18 protein-coding genes are annotated in these 15,591 nt (G+C 41.2%); 3 read left to right on the plus strand and 15 right to left on the minus strand.

Annotation, left to right across the window (positions count from 1 at the left end; translation table 11 throughout):
- Nucleotides 1-29 precede the first annotated feature (29 nt).
- Both flgK and flgL read left to right on the plus strand, forming a co-directional pair.
- Nucleotides 30-1,673, plus strand: coding sequence for a flagellar hook-associated protein FlgK (gene flgK, locus GWJ01_RS17820; RefSeq protein ID WP_156733630.1), 1,644 nt, complete (start codon nucleotides 30-32; stop codon nucleotides 1,671-1,673).
- Between the two features lie 31 nt (nucleotides 1,674-1,704).
- The gene (flgL, locus tag GWJ01_RS17825; RefSeq protein ID WP_156733628.1) at nucleotides 1,705-2,649 is read left to right on the plus strand and encodes a flagellar hook-associated protein FlgL; all 945 of its coding nucleotides are present in this window, start codon (nucleotides 1,705-1,707) and stop codon (nucleotides 2,647-2,649) included.
- A gap of 64 nt (nucleotides 2,650-2,713) precedes the next feature.
- On the opposite strand, the gene GWJ01_RS17830 is transcribed toward flgL, so the two are convergent.
- The 15 genes from GWJ01_RS17830 to fliF form a co-directional block, all read right to left on the minus strand.
- Entirely contained in the window at nucleotides 2,714-3,091 is a 378-nt protein-coding gene (locus tag GWJ01_RS17830; protein WP_088495225.1) for a hypothetical protein, read from the minus strand.
- A 58-nt stretch (nucleotides 3,092-3,149) separates the two neighbouring features.
- A complete protein-coding gene (locus GWJ01_RS17835; RefSeq protein ID WP_161711404.1) occupies nucleotides 3,150-3,746 on the minus strand; it encodes a hypothetical protein in 597 nt (198 codons plus the stop codon).
- Nucleotides 3,747-3,859: 113 nt separating this feature from the next.
- Nucleotides 3,860-4,642, minus strand: a complete 783-nt coding sequence (gene fliR / locus GWJ01_RS17840) for a flagellar biosynthetic protein FliR (RefSeq protein ID WP_088495227.1) — start codon at nucleotides 4,640-4,642, stop codon at nucleotides 3,860-3,862.
- Between the two features lie 5 nt (nucleotides 4,643-4,647).
- Complete coding sequence (gene fliQ / locus GWJ01_RS17845; RefSeq protein ID WP_069367481.1) at nucleotides 4,648-4,917, minus strand: flagellar biosynthesis protein FliQ; 270 nt, start codon at nucleotides 4,915-4,917, stop codon at nucleotides 4,648-4,650.
- Nucleotides 4,918-4,932: 15 nt separating this feature from the next.
- A complete protein-coding gene (gene fliP, locus GWJ01_RS17850) occupies nucleotides 4,933-5,703 on the minus strand; it encodes a flagellar type III secretion system pore protein FliP (protein WP_023581828.1) in 771 nt (256 codons plus the stop codon).
- Complete coding sequence (gene fliO, locus GWJ01_RS17855; RefSeq protein WP_023581829.1) at nucleotides 5,703-6,149, minus strand: flagellar biosynthetic protein FliO; 447 nt, start codon at nucleotides 6,147-6,149, stop codon at nucleotides 5,703-5,705. The genes fliP and fliO overlap by 1 nt, the downstream gene beginning before the upstream one ends.
- Nucleotides 6,150-6,152: 3 nt before the next feature.
- Nucleotides 6,153-6,563 carry a flagellar motor switch protein FliN gene (gene fliN / locus GWJ01_RS17860; RefSeq protein WP_023581830.1) on the minus strand — a complete coding sequence of 137 codons (411 nt, stop codon included), beginning with the start codon at nucleotides 6,561-6,563 and terminating at the stop codon, nucleotides 6,153-6,155.
- Nucleotides 6,556-7,584 carry a flagellar motor switch protein FliM gene (fliM, locus tag GWJ01_RS17865; RefSeq protein ID WP_088495228.1) on the minus strand — a complete coding sequence of 343 codons (1,029 nt, stop codon included), beginning with the start codon at nucleotides 7,582-7,584 and terminating at the stop codon, nucleotides 6,556-6,558. The genes fliN and fliM overlap by 8 nt, the downstream gene beginning before the upstream one ends.
- A gap of 5 nt (nucleotides 7,585-7,589) precedes the next feature.
- Nucleotides 7,590-8,072, minus strand: a complete 483-nt coding sequence (gene fliL / locus GWJ01_RS17870) for a flagellar basal body-associated protein FliL (protein ID WP_006533151.1) — start codon at nucleotides 8,070-8,072, stop codon at nucleotides 7,590-7,592.
- A 177-nt stretch (nucleotides 8,073-8,249) separates the two neighbouring features.
- Nucleotides 8,250-9,650: a flagellar hook-length control protein FliK gene (locus GWJ01_RS17875; protein WP_156733627.1), complete on the minus strand. Its 1,401-nt coding sequence runs from the start codon at nucleotides 9,648-9,650 to the stop codon at nucleotides 8,250-8,252.
- Nucleotides 9,650-10,096: a flagellar export protein FliJ gene (gene fliJ, locus GWJ01_RS17880; protein ID WP_006533149.1), complete on the minus strand. Its 447-nt coding sequence runs from the start codon at nucleotides 10,094-10,096 to the stop codon at nucleotides 9,650-9,652. The genes GWJ01_RS17875 and fliJ overlap by 1 nt, the downstream gene beginning before the upstream one ends.
- A 36-nt stretch (nucleotides 10,097-10,132) precedes the next feature.
- Nucleotides 10,133-11,500, minus strand: coding sequence for a flagellar protein export ATPase FliI (gene fliI / locus GWJ01_RS17885; protein ID WP_088495230.1), 1,368 nt, complete (start codon nucleotides 11,498-11,500; stop codon nucleotides 10,133-10,135).
- A complete protein-coding gene (fliH, locus tag GWJ01_RS17890) occupies nucleotides 11,500-12,219 on the minus strand; it encodes a flagellar assembly protein FliH (RefSeq protein WP_023581834.1) in 720 nt (239 codons plus the stop codon). Before fliH ends, fliI begins: the two co-directional genes overlap by 1 nt.
- Nucleotides 12,212-13,210 (minus strand): flagellar motor switch protein FliG, encoded by a 999-nt coding sequence (gene fliG, locus GWJ01_RS17895; protein ID WP_023581835.1) that lies wholly within the window; start codon nucleotides 13,208-13,210, stop codon nucleotides 12,212-12,214. Before fliG ends, fliH begins: the two co-directional genes overlap by 8 nt.
- Complete coding sequence (gene fliF, locus GWJ01_RS17900) at nucleotides 13,207-14,940, minus strand: flagellar basal-body MS-ring/collar protein FliF (RefSeq protein WP_088495231.1); 1,734 nt, start codon at nucleotides 14,938-14,940, stop codon at nucleotides 13,207-13,209. Before fliF ends, fliG begins: the two co-directional genes overlap by 4 nt.
- A gap of 276 nt (nucleotides 14,941-15,216) precedes the next feature.
- Between fliF and fliE the strand changes: the two genes are divergently transcribed.
- Nucleotides 15,217-15,528 carry a flagellar hook-basal body complex protein FliE gene (gene fliE, locus GWJ01_RS17905; protein ID WP_072068509.1) on the plus strand — a complete coding sequence of 104 codons (312 nt, stop codon included), beginning with the start codon at nucleotides 15,217-15,219 and terminating at the stop codon, nucleotides 15,526-15,528.
- Nucleotides 15,529-15,591: the final 63 nt, after the last annotated feature.

Below are 15,591 nucleotides of genomic sequence, written 5' to 3' on the forward strand. Positions count from 1 at the left end.
GTGATGACTAAACGTAAAAGGATAGACAAATGTCCAACAGTTTAATTAATACAGCGATGAGCGGACTTAATGCGGCACAAGCTGCGATGAGCACTGTGAGTAATAATATCGCTAACCAAAATGTAAAATGGTACAACCGCCAAATGACTGTTTTTAATGAAAACAGCGGCACAATGACCGGTAATGGTTATATCGGTAATGGTGTTAATGTTAGTCGTATTCATCGTGAGTATAACGAATTCCTTGCAGGTCAAATGAACCGTGCAATGTCAAAACAAAGCGCACTTAATAGCTATACCCAAAATATCTCACAAATTAATGATTTGTTAGCAGATAAAGGGAATGACGTTTCAAGTGCTATTGACGAATTTTTTACCAGCTTACCCAACGTGACCAATAATGCAGAAGATAATCCTGCACGTACAACGGTTATTGGTAAAGCGGAAGCAATGGTTAATATGTTTGCTAAAGCAGACCAATCATTGCGTGATCTAGAAAAAGATATTAATAGTCAGGTGACTAACACCTCTAAAAATATCAATGAATATACAAAACAGATCGCAAAACTAAATAACGAAATTAGTCGTTCTAAAGGCTTTAATGGTGCTGATCCTAACGACTTATTAGACCAACGTGATCGTTTAATTCAAGAACTAAACACACTGGTTGATGTTCAAGTAACTCAACAAGACGGCGGTTTTGTTAACGTCACATTTGCTAATGGTTTGCCATTAGTATCTGGTACTCGTTCTTATGAAGTTTCTGCTGTTCCATCAAGCAAAAATAGCGAACGCCTTGTTATTGGTTATAGCAACGGTATTGATGAAGTTCGTGAAGTGGATGCAAAACGTATTAAAGGTGGCGAACTTGGCGGTGCATATCGTAGCCGTGAAGAAGTGTTAGATCCAAGTCGTAACCAATTAAATCAATTAGCGTTAGTGTTGGGTGATCAATTTAATAAGCAACACGAGCAAGGTTTTGATTTAAATGGCGACAAAGGTGAAAAATTCTTCGACCTTGGTGGCGCTCATGTTATGCCTAACGGTAAAAATAAAGGTGATGCTAATTTTACTGTTGAATATGCAGATACGAAACAAGTTAAAGCAGCCGAATATACAGTTAGGTATGAAAGTGGCAAATGGAACGTCACTGTAGAACCAGGTAATCGTAAATTTGAAGCGATTCCTGATGCTACAACCGGTGAATTGAAATTCGAAGGCATGAATATCAAGGTCAATGGTACAGCACAAGAAGGTGATTCTATTGTTGTTCAATCTGTAGGTAATGTGATTGCAGATATGAAAGTTGCGGTAACTGATCCTAGTAAAATTGCGGCTGCTGGCTCGAAAGATACGGGCCCAAGTGACAACGAAAACATGAAAAAATTGTTTGAGTTACCTGATGAAAAAATTATTGATGGTAAAACAACAATTGCAGGTGGTTATGGTTCACTGATCAGTATGGTTGGTAATAAAGTGAATACCGCACAAGTTGACTTCGATGCTCAGGTTTCTATCACTAAAAGTATTATAGAACAACAACAGTCTGTTTCTGGTGTGAACTTGGATGAAGAATACGGTGAGATGTATCGCATTCAAGAATACTACATGGCAAATGCAAAAGTGATTCAAACGGCAAACAGTATGTTTGATGCGATTATGCAAGTTTTCTAAGTAACCCTTCATCAGAATAAGGAATATCACTGTGCGTTTAAGTTCAAATCAAATTTTTAGCCAGCGAGTGGACAATATCACTAGTTCACAAAGCAAATGGATGACTGAAGGAAATAAAATCTCCAGTGGTCGTCGTGTTGAAAAACCATCAGATGATCCAATGGCGGCTTCTCAAGCGGTAATGGTTAAACAATCTGAATCTCGTAACCAGCAGTATGCGACAGCGCGTGGATTTGCAAAAAACAGTATGTCTTTGCAAATGAGCTTAGCAAGCCAAATGGTCAATATCACGACTAAAATCCAAGAAACACTGGTTGCAGCGGGTAACGATGCGACATTAAGTGATGAAGACCGTTCTTCTCTTGCTGATCAATTAGAAGGTTTAAAAGATCAGTTAGTGGGTATTGGTAACACAAAAGATGGTGTTGGCCGTTATATTTTTGCTGGCTTCCAATCAGATAAACCACCTTTTGTGGCTGATGCAACAGGCAAAATCACCTATCAAGGTGGTGATAAGCAAATTACCCAAAAAGTAGATAGTAATATTGAAATGGTCACTAACTTTACAGGGATCGAAACATTACAATCTTCAGGTAGTAAAGGGACTGCTCCAGATATTTTTGAAGCATTAGATGGTGCTATCACTGCGTTACGTGAACCTTTAACAGGTAAACCACAAGCAGATCGTGATGCAGCATTAGAAAAAATTGATGAAGCAAACCGTGTTAACCGTGCAACGTTAAATAACATTTCAAGTGTAGAAGCTAAATTAGGTTTACAACTTCAAGAGCTTGATAACTTAGATGATTTAGGTGCGGATACTTCTTTAAGAAATGCAAAACGTTTAAGTGAACTGCGTGACTTAGATTGGACACAAGCGATTTCAGATTATTACCAAGAAGAGTCTGTATTACAGGCTTCTTATAAAGTCTTTAACGACATGAAAGATATGTCGATGTTCAAAATGTATCGCTAATTATTTAGTATTGTCTTAAGATATTTTGATATCACCCCTGGTATTTATTTATCAGGGGATTTTTTTATTTAATGTAAGCACCAGCCATAACATTATGTTTTTTTTCTAGCTGAGTATCTGCATTCCAGTTGGGGCGATTAGAATTTTGTTTAACTGATTCAGTTATTTTTTGCTTAATTTTACTAGGTGTAATATTGCGTAATTGAGCCACTAAAATATATTTTCTTGCTGCACTTTCAATCGTTTTTTTTGCCGACTCTGTTAAGGCAATACCATTATCTTCGCTCTTTTGTAAGTTAGCTTTGATCATGAAATCAAGTATTTCTTCATATTCGCTTTGGATTGATGCTTGATGCATAACGGTTAATAGTTGTTCGTGTGGAGATGTGTCTGAGCTTTTATTTTTATAGTGCTTAGTTTTGGATGATTTATTTATATTCATATCGCCTCCTAACTTACATTCTTACTATTCCTGTATATCTTAATTGATTAATAATCGTTCAGCTAGCCCGAGTGTTTAATATTTTGCTCATAAGTTTTGCTCGTGGCTTATTGTTTCTTTTTTGTCGTGCTTTATCTGTTGAAGTTAGTTCATATCCTTGAGCCATATATTGAGCTATAAGCCCTTTGGCTGGGCGGCTGATACAGACTTGTTGAATGTTGTATTCGGAAGCAAAACTTTCAGCAATAATTAATGCAATAGGCAATATATAGCCTGAGAGAGGGTGTTCATTAGGATTACCTTCCAAATAACGTAATGTTACATTTAATCGTTTTTTAGAACGCTTCGCTAGCATTAATCCACATAAAATATCACAACATCGAATGGTAATATCAATTCTTTTAGTTTGGCGAGAACGAGTATGAGACCAATCAAACTCTATCCAATCACGTTTATTAGATTTTCGCCAATTATTAATAACTTCCTGTGAATCTTCATAATAAATACGATCTAATTTTATTTCACTTACAGGAAGAATATGACCAAAATTAGTTGTAATGGTAATTATTGCATTATTAATAGCTAAGGCTCGTATTAATTCATGTTCTAATTTCTTATTATCTAGGTCTATATTGTTATGGCATGTATTATTCAAAGCTATATTTCCCTATTAAGAAAACTCAACTAGACTAATCTTAAAGAAAAACGCCTTTCAATGCATTAGTTTTATTTATGCATTATACGAGAATAGGTAAGTCGATTTAAATCTCAAGAAACCAACTGTTGTAATATTAAAGTGATGCGATTAAACGTATCGCTAAAGACGCGCTCTGTAAATACAGGTAATGCAGGCATAATCATGGATAATGCTAACATACCGATAGTCAGCGTAAGAGGGAAACCAACCACAAAGACAGAAAGCTGTGGTGTCATACGGTTTAGAATACCTAATGAAAGGTTAAGTACCAAAAGTAGGGTGATTAATGGCATGGCTAGCATCATACCGTTAATAAAGATTGTGCCACCACTTTGAACTAAAGTAAGAATACCTAAAGAGTTAAAGGTCTGATTTCCAATAGGAACAACATAGAACGTATCAACTAATATAGACAATAGCCATAAATGACCATCAAAGACCATAAATAACAGCATTGTTAGCATGTTAAAGATACGTGCCAAAATAGGCATGTTAGGGCCACCTGATGGATCGACGAAGGTGGCGAATGAAAGCCCCATCTGTAAACCAATCACTTCACCGGCATGACGAACAGAAGCGAACGCCAACTGCATCGATAACCCTAGAATTGTGCCAATCAAAATTTGTTGCAATAGCACCCAAAAGGCAATAAGCGAGAATAAAGGCACATTACTTTGAGGTAAGCCCGGTGCAACTAATGCGGTAATCAAAAAGGCGAGTGCAATGCGAAATTTTTTAGGTGTTTGTCTTTCACTAAATAGCGGTGCAGTGCTAAAAAGGGCGAGTATACGCACAAATGGCCAGAAAAAATCACTAATGTAGCCGTTAAGCATTTCACTGGTCAGGGTTATCATTGCTATTAACCAATCATCCCAGGAATGCCAGTAAATAAGTTATGCATATAATCGACCAGTAAACTTAACATCCAAGGGCCAGCAACTAAAATCGCCGCTAATACAGCAAGAATTTTCGGGATAAACGATAATGTCATCTCGTTTATCTGTGTTGCAGCTTGGAGCATACTGATCACAAGACCCGTCACCAGAGCGGACAATAAAAGAGGGCCTGCTAGTGATAAAGCGATTTTCATCGCTTCAGTACCTAGTGCTAAGACGGATTCTGGTGTCATGGGGTTACCTCTGCGCTAATTGAAAAAGCTTTGTGCAAGCGAGCCTAATATTAATTGCCAACCATCGACTAAAACAAACAGCATAAGTTTAAATGGCAACGAAACTGTGGCAGGTGGCACCATCATCATACCTAGTGCCATCAACACACTGGCAACAACTAAGTCGATAATAAGAAAAGGAATAAAAATCATAAAACCGATCTGGAAGGCGGTTTTTAGCTCACTCGTAATATAAGCGGGTACCAAAATACGCATTGGTACACTTTCGCGAGTTTCAAACGCAGGTGCATCGGCAAGGCGAGCAAATAGAGCTAAGTCAGTTTCACGAGTTTGTTGCATCATAAACTGGCGTAAAGGTTTAGAGCCATTTTCTAAGGCTTGCTCAAAGGTAATTTGATCTTCAGTAAATGGCATATAGGCATCTTGATAAATTTTATCAAAAACCGGTGCCATAATGAAAAAGGTCATAAATAACGCCAAACCAAGAACGACTTGGTTTGGTGGTGCAGAAGGTGTACCTAAAGCATTACGTAATAATCCAAGGACAATAATAATGCGGGTAAAACTCGTCATCATCAGCAAAACAGCAGGAATAAACCCTAAAGCTGTAATGAAGATTAATGTTTGAACTGGCAATGACCAACTTTGGCCACCACCTGGTAAAGGCTGTGTAATAACGCCCGGAAATTGGGCAAACGCACTGCTAGGTAACAAGATTAAAACCAGCACACTAGCGAAGAGACGCCAACGCTTTAATGCGTTAAAAAAAGTGACACACTGATGCATTATGAGTTGCCTTTATCTCGCTTTAGCGTTTTTTGTAATATTTGAGTAAACAATGGCGATGTTGGTGATGAGGTCGCTTCCTGCGAGGCTTTATCAGGGACGGGTAATTTATGCAACAGATTTACCTGTGATGCAGTTACCCCTAATACGAGCCATTCCTGTTCAATTTCAACAACCACCACACGTTCTTTCGCACCTAATGAACAACTTGCTTTGACGCTAAGTTGTGCTGTTGTTCCTTTAAATGAACCACGGGTAAAGCCAAAACGGCGAAATAACCACATAGCAACAATAATAAGAACGATGATGCCTGCAAGTGCCGTGCTAACTTGAGCAAGGCTTTGACCCACAGGCAACGGTTGTGTAGGTGTTTGAACAGTTTGTGTTGTAGCGGGTGCGGTAGTATTTACCGCACCTTGGCTGGAAAAGGAAGGAAGCTGTTCCATAGATTAACGGCTCAGACGGCGCATACGTTCTGATGGTGTAATGATATCGGTAATGCGAATACCGTATTTATCAGAAACAACCACAACTTCACCTTGAGCGATTAAATAGCCATTGATAAGAATATCAAGAGGCTCACCAGCTAAACCATCCAGTGAAACGACAGAACCTTGTGACAGGCTAAGTAATTTTTTAATGGTCATTTTGGTGCGACCTAACTCTACTGTTAATTTGACTGGAATATCCATAATCAAATTGATGTCAGAGAGATGATTCAGTGCATCGTCTTCAGGTAAAAGATGTTCAAATAGATCGGAACTATTATCCTGGCTTTTCCCAGTTTGCTGTTCCATTGCATCAGCCCACATATCCTCAGCCGATTGTGAATTATCAGTTGGGCGATTTGCATCACTCATTGGTTTGTTCCTCATCCAGAGCGTTTAAAACAGGGTTAATTAGGTGTTCAACACGAAGGGCATATTGCCCATTTACTGTACCGTATTGGCTTGTTAATACGGGCACACCATCAACATGTGCAATCAATCTTTCTGGTTTATCAATCGGGATAACATCCCCTTCTTTAAGTGTTAACACTTTTGATAAACGCAGTGGGATGTCAGTAAAGTTTGCGACCAGTTCAAGCTCTGAATGCTGAACTTGGTTGACTAAACTATCTAACCAAACCCCATCTTCTTGACGAACATTTTCAATTGGTGGATTGATCAGTCGTTCACGTAATGGTTCAATCATGGCAAATGGGATACAAATACTAAATTCCCCAACCATTGAGCCAATTTCTACTTGAAAAGGTGTCGTAACAACAATGTCATTCGGTGATGAGGTGATATTGGTAAATTTCACCTGCATTTCAGAACGAACATATTCCACCTGAATTTTGAATATGGAATCCCAAGCATCACGGTAGGCATCAAGTGCCAATTTCAACATTTTGTTGATGATCCGCTGCTCTGTGTTGGTAAATTCACGTCCTTCCACAGGGATTGGAAAACGGCCATCACCACCAAACAGGTTATCTACCGCGATATAAACCAGATTTGGTTCAAAGGTAAATAATGCTGTCCCTCGTAACGGTTTTAAATGCACCAAGTTAAGGTTCGTTGGCACAGGTAAGTTACGAGCAAAGTCGTGATAAGGGTGAATTTTAACGCCACCAACAGTAATATCAGGACTCCGACGGAGCATGTTAAACAGCCCCATACGGAATTGACGTGCAAAGCGTTCGTTAATAATTTCTAACGACTGTAAACGTTCTCGAACCACACGACGTTGCGTGTTGGGGTCATAAGGCTGAATATCCGGTTCATTCGGATCCTTCGCTATCGCAGGTTCCCTGTTCGCGCTTTTGGCGTCGTCACCTGATGTATCATCATTCAGCAGAGCATCAATCTCTGCCTGTGAAAGGATATTATCGCTCATAATGATTATCGCAGAATAAACGTGGTAAACAGTACATCGGAGAGGATCTGTTCAGATTCTCCCGGTACGAGAGTCGGTCTCAGCGTTTCTTTTACATCCGTCATTAGCTGGAGTTTTCCATTGTCTGTCGCGAGCTTATTAGCCTGTTGACGAGAAAGCAGTAATAACAAGCGGCTACGAACCTCAGGTAAATAATCATGTAGACGCTTACGAGTGTCTTCATTATGCAATCTTAATGTGATCCCTATGTAGAGCACTCTGTCTAAGTGTTCTTCGTCATCAATTAGATTTACCGTAAAGGGTTCTAATGACATAAAAACGGGTGCTGGTATAACTTTTTGCTGACTAGTGCCCGCTGAACCTGATTTAGCATGCTTCAATGCCCACCAACTATATCCACCGAATGCCGCTGCAATAATGGCGATCACCAATAATACGATGATCAGAATTAAGCTATAGCTTTTACGTTCATTGCTGTAATTAGACATGGACAGTTAAATTCCTGTTTTGTAGTGGATACGTGTTCACTGTTGTGGACTTCCATATCCATCTAAATCAACCTTAATTATCCCGCTATTTCTGTTTTTTAATTGCAGAAACAGATAGGGAAAAAACCATTAACTCTTACGTTTATTGACATAGTGTGTCCTCCCAATACATTTGTATTAGGCGAAAATATCAACACCACCACGAGCAGATGCTAATTCTTGAGGCGTAAGGGTTATCTTTTGTAGTGCCGTTTCAGAGGCTAATTGCAGAGAATTACCCTCGCTTCCTTGATGATTATCGGCACCATCTCCACTAAATTGAGAGGAATCTGACATATTTTGTTGTTGCCAACTGTCATTAGTGTCGCTAGACACTTGACTCTGCGTGAGCTGGATCCCATTTTCAGAGAGAGCTTGACGCAATTGATGCATGGCATTTTCTAATACAGAACGAACTTGTCCGTTTTGTGACGCAAGGTGTAACTGCGCTTGCCCATCTTCTATTTTCATGCGGATATGCAATGAACCTAGCTCTTCAGGGTGTAAACGTAGCTCTGCCTTTTGTAAGCCATTACGGCTAAACATCACAATTTGTTGATTAAGTTGTTGTTGCCACTCTTGTGTTCCCACTTGTGCATTTAATACCTGTGTTGCCATTGGTGAAAATTGCATTTGTGGTTGTGCTGAAGAGTGAGCATGACCTGTAATACTTTGTGAAGCCAAAGAAGAGGTAGAAAGGGTGTTGTGAAGATCGGTTTCTACAACACGATTACCGGTCACCATTTGCTGAGCAACATTGTCTGCTAATTTTGCATTTGCAACTTGCTTATCGCCGTTTAGCAATGCATTCACTTTTTCTGCTGTTGGCGTTAAAAGTGTTGCGATGCTATCGACTTTTTTGGCAGAAGGCTTTTCTGTTTGATTAGCACCAACAAGTGTACTTTCTGTTGCTAATGTCGCTGTCTCTGGACGTAGCTGGGTTAACAAGGACTTTTCATCTGATTTTGATAGATTAAGCTTGTCGGTAAGGTTGAAGTCCGACATATCATTATCTTTTGAAATAGTACGTGCTAACGAGGCTAAACCTTCATCACGTTTAACTGATTGAGGCTGTTGTAATGCTTGAGCCAGTTGTTCTGAGGGAAGGGTAAGACGTTTTAATCCAGGTAGTCCTGCTAACTGAACGGGAAGTTCAGCGGCAAGCTCTTCTGCTGACATTAATAAAGAAGGGGTTTTATTTTCAACAATAGCCGCAAATTGTTCATTATCCGGCAAAGTAAGAGTCAATTGAGGTTTCTCAAGAGATGACTCTTCTATCACATTGGGTTCTGTGGTGACAGACGCAAGATGACTACCGTCTTCTTTTGTTTTGTCTTCATCAGAGTGTGAATGTGCTTTGTTTTCTTTCGTTGAAGGGTTTGTGATATTAGCTGTCTTTTTATCACTCTGTGCATTTTGAGGTTGAGAGCCCAAAAGCTGAGCAAATGTCGGGGCATTATCACCGGGCTGACTATTTGAAGCGGATGTCGTTCCCGGAGAGGCTGCAGCGACATCCATGGTCAGAAGCGTTATCTCCATCAAGTTGTTCTCCGTAAAGTACTACGCTGTGCGTACTCGTCCATTTGTTTCTGTTCAATACGATCAAGATGTCGCTTACGGCTATCTTCAGCGCGTTGCTCCAAAGTCTCAAATGCATTGAGTCGTTGCTGTTTTTCTCTCCATTGTTCAGTTGCAAGATCAAGCTGCGCCTGCCAATGTTGAAGTTGTTGTTTATGTTGTTCGATAGTCAATTCGAGCGTTTTGAGAAATTGTTGGTAGTTTTGCCACGATGCTGACGACATCCCCCCTAAATTCAACGTTTCATTTAGACGTACACGGTATTCATCCTGATACCCAATCAACATATTGAGTTGCTGTTCCATTTGTTGATGACTCTGCCGGACCTGAGCCAGTTGAATAGCGGCTTGTTCAGCCGCTGTCTGTGCCAGTTCTCTCAGTGTCACTAAAGGTGACTGCTCCCGCATTGGAACCCTCTTTACTTTCTCTGATTATGTTCAGAATTAGTTTACTGTGATCAGTTGATTAAGTTGCTCACATGCACTTTGATAACTGCATTGCTCTTGGATATCTTGTTGTAAGAACTTCGCGAGGGACGGATAAAGAGCAATCGCTTTATCAAGCATAGGATCACTGCCCGCAGCATAAGCACCTACGTTAATTAAATCGCGGTTACGTTGATAACTCGATAAAAGCTGTTTAAACACTTGCACACGACGATAATGTGTTTTATCAATCAGTGACGTCATTGCACGGCTAATAGATGCTTCGATATCGATAGCAGGGTAGTGCCCAGATTCTGCAAGAGAACGCGAAAGCACGATATGGCCATCTAAAATCGCACGCGCGGAGTCTGCAATTGGATCTTGCTGATCATCACCTTCCGTTAAAACAGTATAGAAAGCCGTGATAGAGCCACCACCATCAACACCATTTCCCGCACGTTCGACCAGCGCTGGCAATTTAGCGAAGACAGAAGGCGGATAGCCTTTAGTTGCAGGCGGTTCGCCTACCGCAAGGGCAATTTCACGTTGAGCCATACTGTAACGTGTAAGTGAATCCATAATCAGTAAGACGTGTTTTCCACGATCACGAAAATCTTCGGCAATACGTGTTGCATAAGAAGCACCTTGCATACGAAGAAGTGGTGATACGTCAGCAGGTGCTGCTACAACCACAGAGCGCGCTAAGCCTTCAGTACCGAGAATATTTTCGATAAAGTCTTTAACTTCACGTCCACGTTCACCAATTAATCCAACAACAATCACATCAGCTTGAGTAAAACGCGCCATCATGCCTAATAGCACACTCTTACCCACACCAGAGCCTGCAAAAAGTCCCATACGCTGACCACGACCCACCGTTAACAGTGAGTTGATTGCACGCACGCCCACATCCAGTACATCGGTAATAGGAGTACGTTGTAATGGGTTGATAGGTGGAGTGATCAGTGGCGCACGATAGCCTGTATCTGGTGGTGGTAAACCATCTAAAGGATAACCAGAGCCATCTAAAACACGCCCTAACAGCGCATCCCCAAGAGGCAATTGACGACCTTCATTTTCACCACCCGGAGTTGCCTGTGCATAAACACGGGCACCCGGAGTTAATCCCTCGACTTCCTGTAAAGGCATTAACAACATTTGGCTACCGTTGAACCCAACGACTTCACTTTCAACTTCTTCAACAGTTTTACCAATGGTACGTTCTATTAAACACGTAGAGCCAAGGGGCATAACAAGCCCCTTAGCTTCCATGACTAAACCTGTTGCTCTGGTTAAACGACCATATTGACGTACACGCGGAATTTTATTTAAACGCGCTTCTGCATCACTGAGTTTTTCTAACCAACGCCCCAATCTTGCTGTCATTACAACGCCTCCGGAGCAGCAAGACGACAAAGCTCATGCCAACGAGTTGCAATCGTGGCATCGAGATCGCCATCATTTGTCACAACACGGCATCCACCAACATGAATACTGTTATCGGCAACCACTTTCCAACCATGAGCAGAAAGTGAATCACCCAGCTCTTTTTCAATCTGTGGAATATGTTTTGGATTAACTCTTAACTGTGGGTTGTTTGAGAACATCTGTTCTTGTTGCAACATTAAGGTTATTTGCGCTAGTAATGCAGAACCATCACAAACAGCAGGCTGACCTAAAACTTCTTTTGCTGCTGTGAGGGCGATTTGCATTAAACGTGAAGCAATAACACTGTCTAACCCATTTAAAGAGTGCCTAAACTCAGCCAATAATCCTTGCCATTCATTAATTAATGGTGATTGTTGAGCAATGCCTTGGCGAATACCTTCTTCAATACCTGATTGTAATCCAGCCTGATAGCCTTCCTGATAACCCTGGTTTTTCCCTGCCTCAAAGCCCTCAGCGTGGCCCAATTTCTGGGCCTTGTCTTTCATGTCATCAAGCATATTAATTTGCTCAAGAACTTTCTGTTGCTGAACGACTTCTTTTTCCTGTTTTTCGACTTCCTTTTCGTCTTCTGTCGTTTCCTCGACAGTTAATGCCCAATCAGTGAGTTCTTTTGGAACCCAAGGCTTCCAGTTAGTATCAGTATGTTTATCAGACATAGGTATCGTCTCCTCCATGAAGAACAACCTCTCCAGTCTCTGCTAATTTGCGTACCACAAGCAGAATTGCTTTCTGCTCTGCTTCCACTTGAGACATGCGAACAGGGCCGCGAGAACTCAAGTCATCACGCATGATCTCAGCAGCACGTTGCGACATATTGTTGAGGAAGTGATCGCGCAGCTCTTGATCGCATCCTTTCAATGCCACAACCAAGGAGTCGGATTCCACTTCCTGTAGAATGCGCTGGATAGAACGGTTGTCGATATCGATAAGGTTTTCGAACAGGAACATTTCGTCGATAATTTTTTGTGCCAATTCGCCGTCGTAATCGCGAACCGCAGTGATGACATTCTCTTCTTGCTGGCTCTTCATCAAGTTGATGATTTCAGCAGCAGTACGAACACCACCCATTTTACTGCGTTTGAGGTTTTGGCCATCAAGCAGGTTATTCAGTACTTCAGTTAACTCTGCTAATGCTGACGGCTGAACACCACCAAATGTTGCGATACGTAACATCACGTCATTACGTAATTTCTCATCAAACAGGGCAAGAATATCTGCCGCTTGACCCCGTTTGAGGTGAACCAAGATAGTTGCGATAATCTGCGGATGTTCGTCGCGGATAATATCGGCAGCCATTTGTGGTTCCATAAAGTTAAGTGTCTCGATACCCGTTGTTGTTTCACGAGTTTCAGAGATCTCATCTAATAGATTATTCGCACGTTCTTCACCCAAGGCTTTAACCAGAACAGAGCGTAAATAATCGTTCGCATTGACGTTCAATGCTGCGTATTGAACTGCGTCTTCTTCAAAGCTAGCCATAACATCAATCAATTGCTGATTTGAGATATGACGCATTGATGACATTGCAATACTCAGCTGTTGAACTTCGCGTGTACTTAGATGTTTAAATACTTCCGCCGCTCGGTCTTCACCGAGTGTTAGTAACATAACGGCGCTTTTTTCGGTTCCAGTTAAGTTATTACTCATTGCTCTTTACTCATCCATTGACGAATTACCATTGCGACGACACGAGGATCTTTCTCTGCCATTTCACGGATACGTTGGCTCTGCAATTCGGCACTCACACGTTTACGTGCTTGTTTACGTCTTGCTTCGTCATCTAATTCTGCTTCATCAACATCATCTTTAACTTGTAGCTTGGTTTTCAGTACAGCTTTCTGTGCCGCAACTTCAGCTTCACGGCGTTTTTCAAGCTGTGGTTTCACCAGTTTGCGCCATAAGATCCATGCGATGATGACAAGTAATAACCAGCGACCTAAATCTAATGCTTTCGCCAAAATTTCTGGATTTTCCCATACCGGAACGGTGATCACTTTCTCTTCAACATCGTTGAACTGCGAGTTTACGACACTTAAAGAGTCACCACGTTCTTGGGAATAGCCCATCGCTTCACGAACAAGCCCTTCAATTTGCTGAATTTGTTCATCAGTTAGCGGAACAAGTTTAGTTTCAACAATAGGCTCTTCGCCTTCAGCCGCTTCTTTCTTATCTTCAACTGTTTTGTAGTTCACAATAACAGCGACAGAAAGACGCTCAACATTGCCTACTGGACGTTTGATATGGCGAATTCGGCGATCAACTTCATAGTTGGTTGTTTCATCTAAACGGCTATTGCTGTTTGGATTACGCGTTAATGTGCGATTCGTACCTGTACCTGTTGCATTGGCATCATCTGCTTTCTCACCTTCTTGCGCTTTTGGTGCTTCAATAGGCGCTTGAGGTGGAGCAACAGGCTGATTGGATAATGCACCAGGTACACCGCCAGCTAACATGCCACCATTTTGCTCACTTTGGCTCAACTGTTTTGAACGTACCGCGGCTTGGTTTGGTGGTTGGTTTGGTTTGTACTCTTCCGCTGTTTCTTCGGTATGAGAGAAATCAACTTGAGCCGTCACCTGTGCATGAACATTTCCACGACCTACAATTGGGCCTAATAACGTTTCAATGCGTTGCTGGTAACGATTTTCTAGCTCTTGAACATATTTCAGTTGGGTAGAGTTAAGGTCACGACCCATTGCATCAGGTTGTGTCAATAATTTACCGCTTTGATCAACGATGGTCACACTGCTGTCAGGCATACCTGCAACACTGCTCGCAACGATATGCACGATGGCATTAATTTGACCTTCATCCAGTGCTCTACCCTGTAAAAGACCCACCGTAACGGATGCAGAAGGGGATTTCTGTTCACGAACAAAAAGAGATGGCTTTGGTAGTGCTAAATGAACACGAGCATTTTGTACAGGACCTAATGTCTCGATAGTGCGAGCAAGCTCACCTTCAAGTGCACGTTGATAGTTAATCTGTTCACTAAATTGGCTGATCCCGAACTTTTCTTTATCTAACAGTTCAAAACCGGCAGCACCGCCTTTTGGAAGTCCCGCTTGCGCGAGTTTCAGGCGTAATTCATGAACCTGATTGTCAGGCACCATAATCGCCGCGCCATTTTGTGACAAGCGATAAGGTACATTCATCTGTGTTAACTGTGTGACAATTTCGCCACCGTCTTTATCGCTAAGATTACTATAAAGCACTTTATAATCAGGGCTTTGTAACCATAAAAATGCAGCAACAAAAATGGCAATAGCCGCCGAACCCGCAATAATGAGCGGAATTTTCGGATCGGCTTTTATCCGGTTAATAATGGCGTTAAAACCCTTATTCTGGTTCACAACGTCGGTTTTTTCGGCATTCATAGACAATCCTTGCCTTGTAGTTCGGGATGAATACTAAAAGCGTGGCGTAACAAAACAGACTCCCCTTACGCAAATAAATAAACCTACTCTCAGGTGTCTCATTATTGGCCTTTTGCGTTTCATTTAATGGCGTAATTAGCCCTTAACTTTTGCGTTAATTACTCGCTTTGGAATGAAGCCCCTGTGTTAGGGTATAACTCGGTAAGCGTGTTGGTTCACTTCCTTACTATGACATTGATTCAGTAATTGAATTAGATGATTAACGCAGAGGTTTATATGTCAATTCCAGCTATTGAAAGTGTTCTGGATAAAATGCAAATCCAGACTTTGCAAGCATCCAATATTGCGAAACCCCAGCCAGTACAAGCAGGATTTGCAACTCAGCTTGTTCAAGCCGTGGGTAAAATTAATGAAACCCGAATGAATGCAACCAACAAAGTTCAAGCGTTTACCTTAGGTACACCGGGTGTTGAATTAAACGATGTGATGGTGGATATGCAAAAATCCAGTATCTCATTACAAATGGGCGTACAAGTGCGCAATAAGCTGGTAGCCGCTTATCAAGAAATCATGTCCATGCAGGTGTAGTACCTTATCATTTGATAAAGGTGACTTTTCTTTTATATAGCTATTCTTTTATATAGCTATAAA

Origin of the sequence: Proteus sp. G2618 (genome assembly GCF_009915995.1) — a bacterium.
GTDB classification, from domain to species: Bacteria; Pseudomonadota; Gammaproteobacteria; order Enterobacterales; family Enterobacteriaceae; genus Proteus; species Proteus terrae.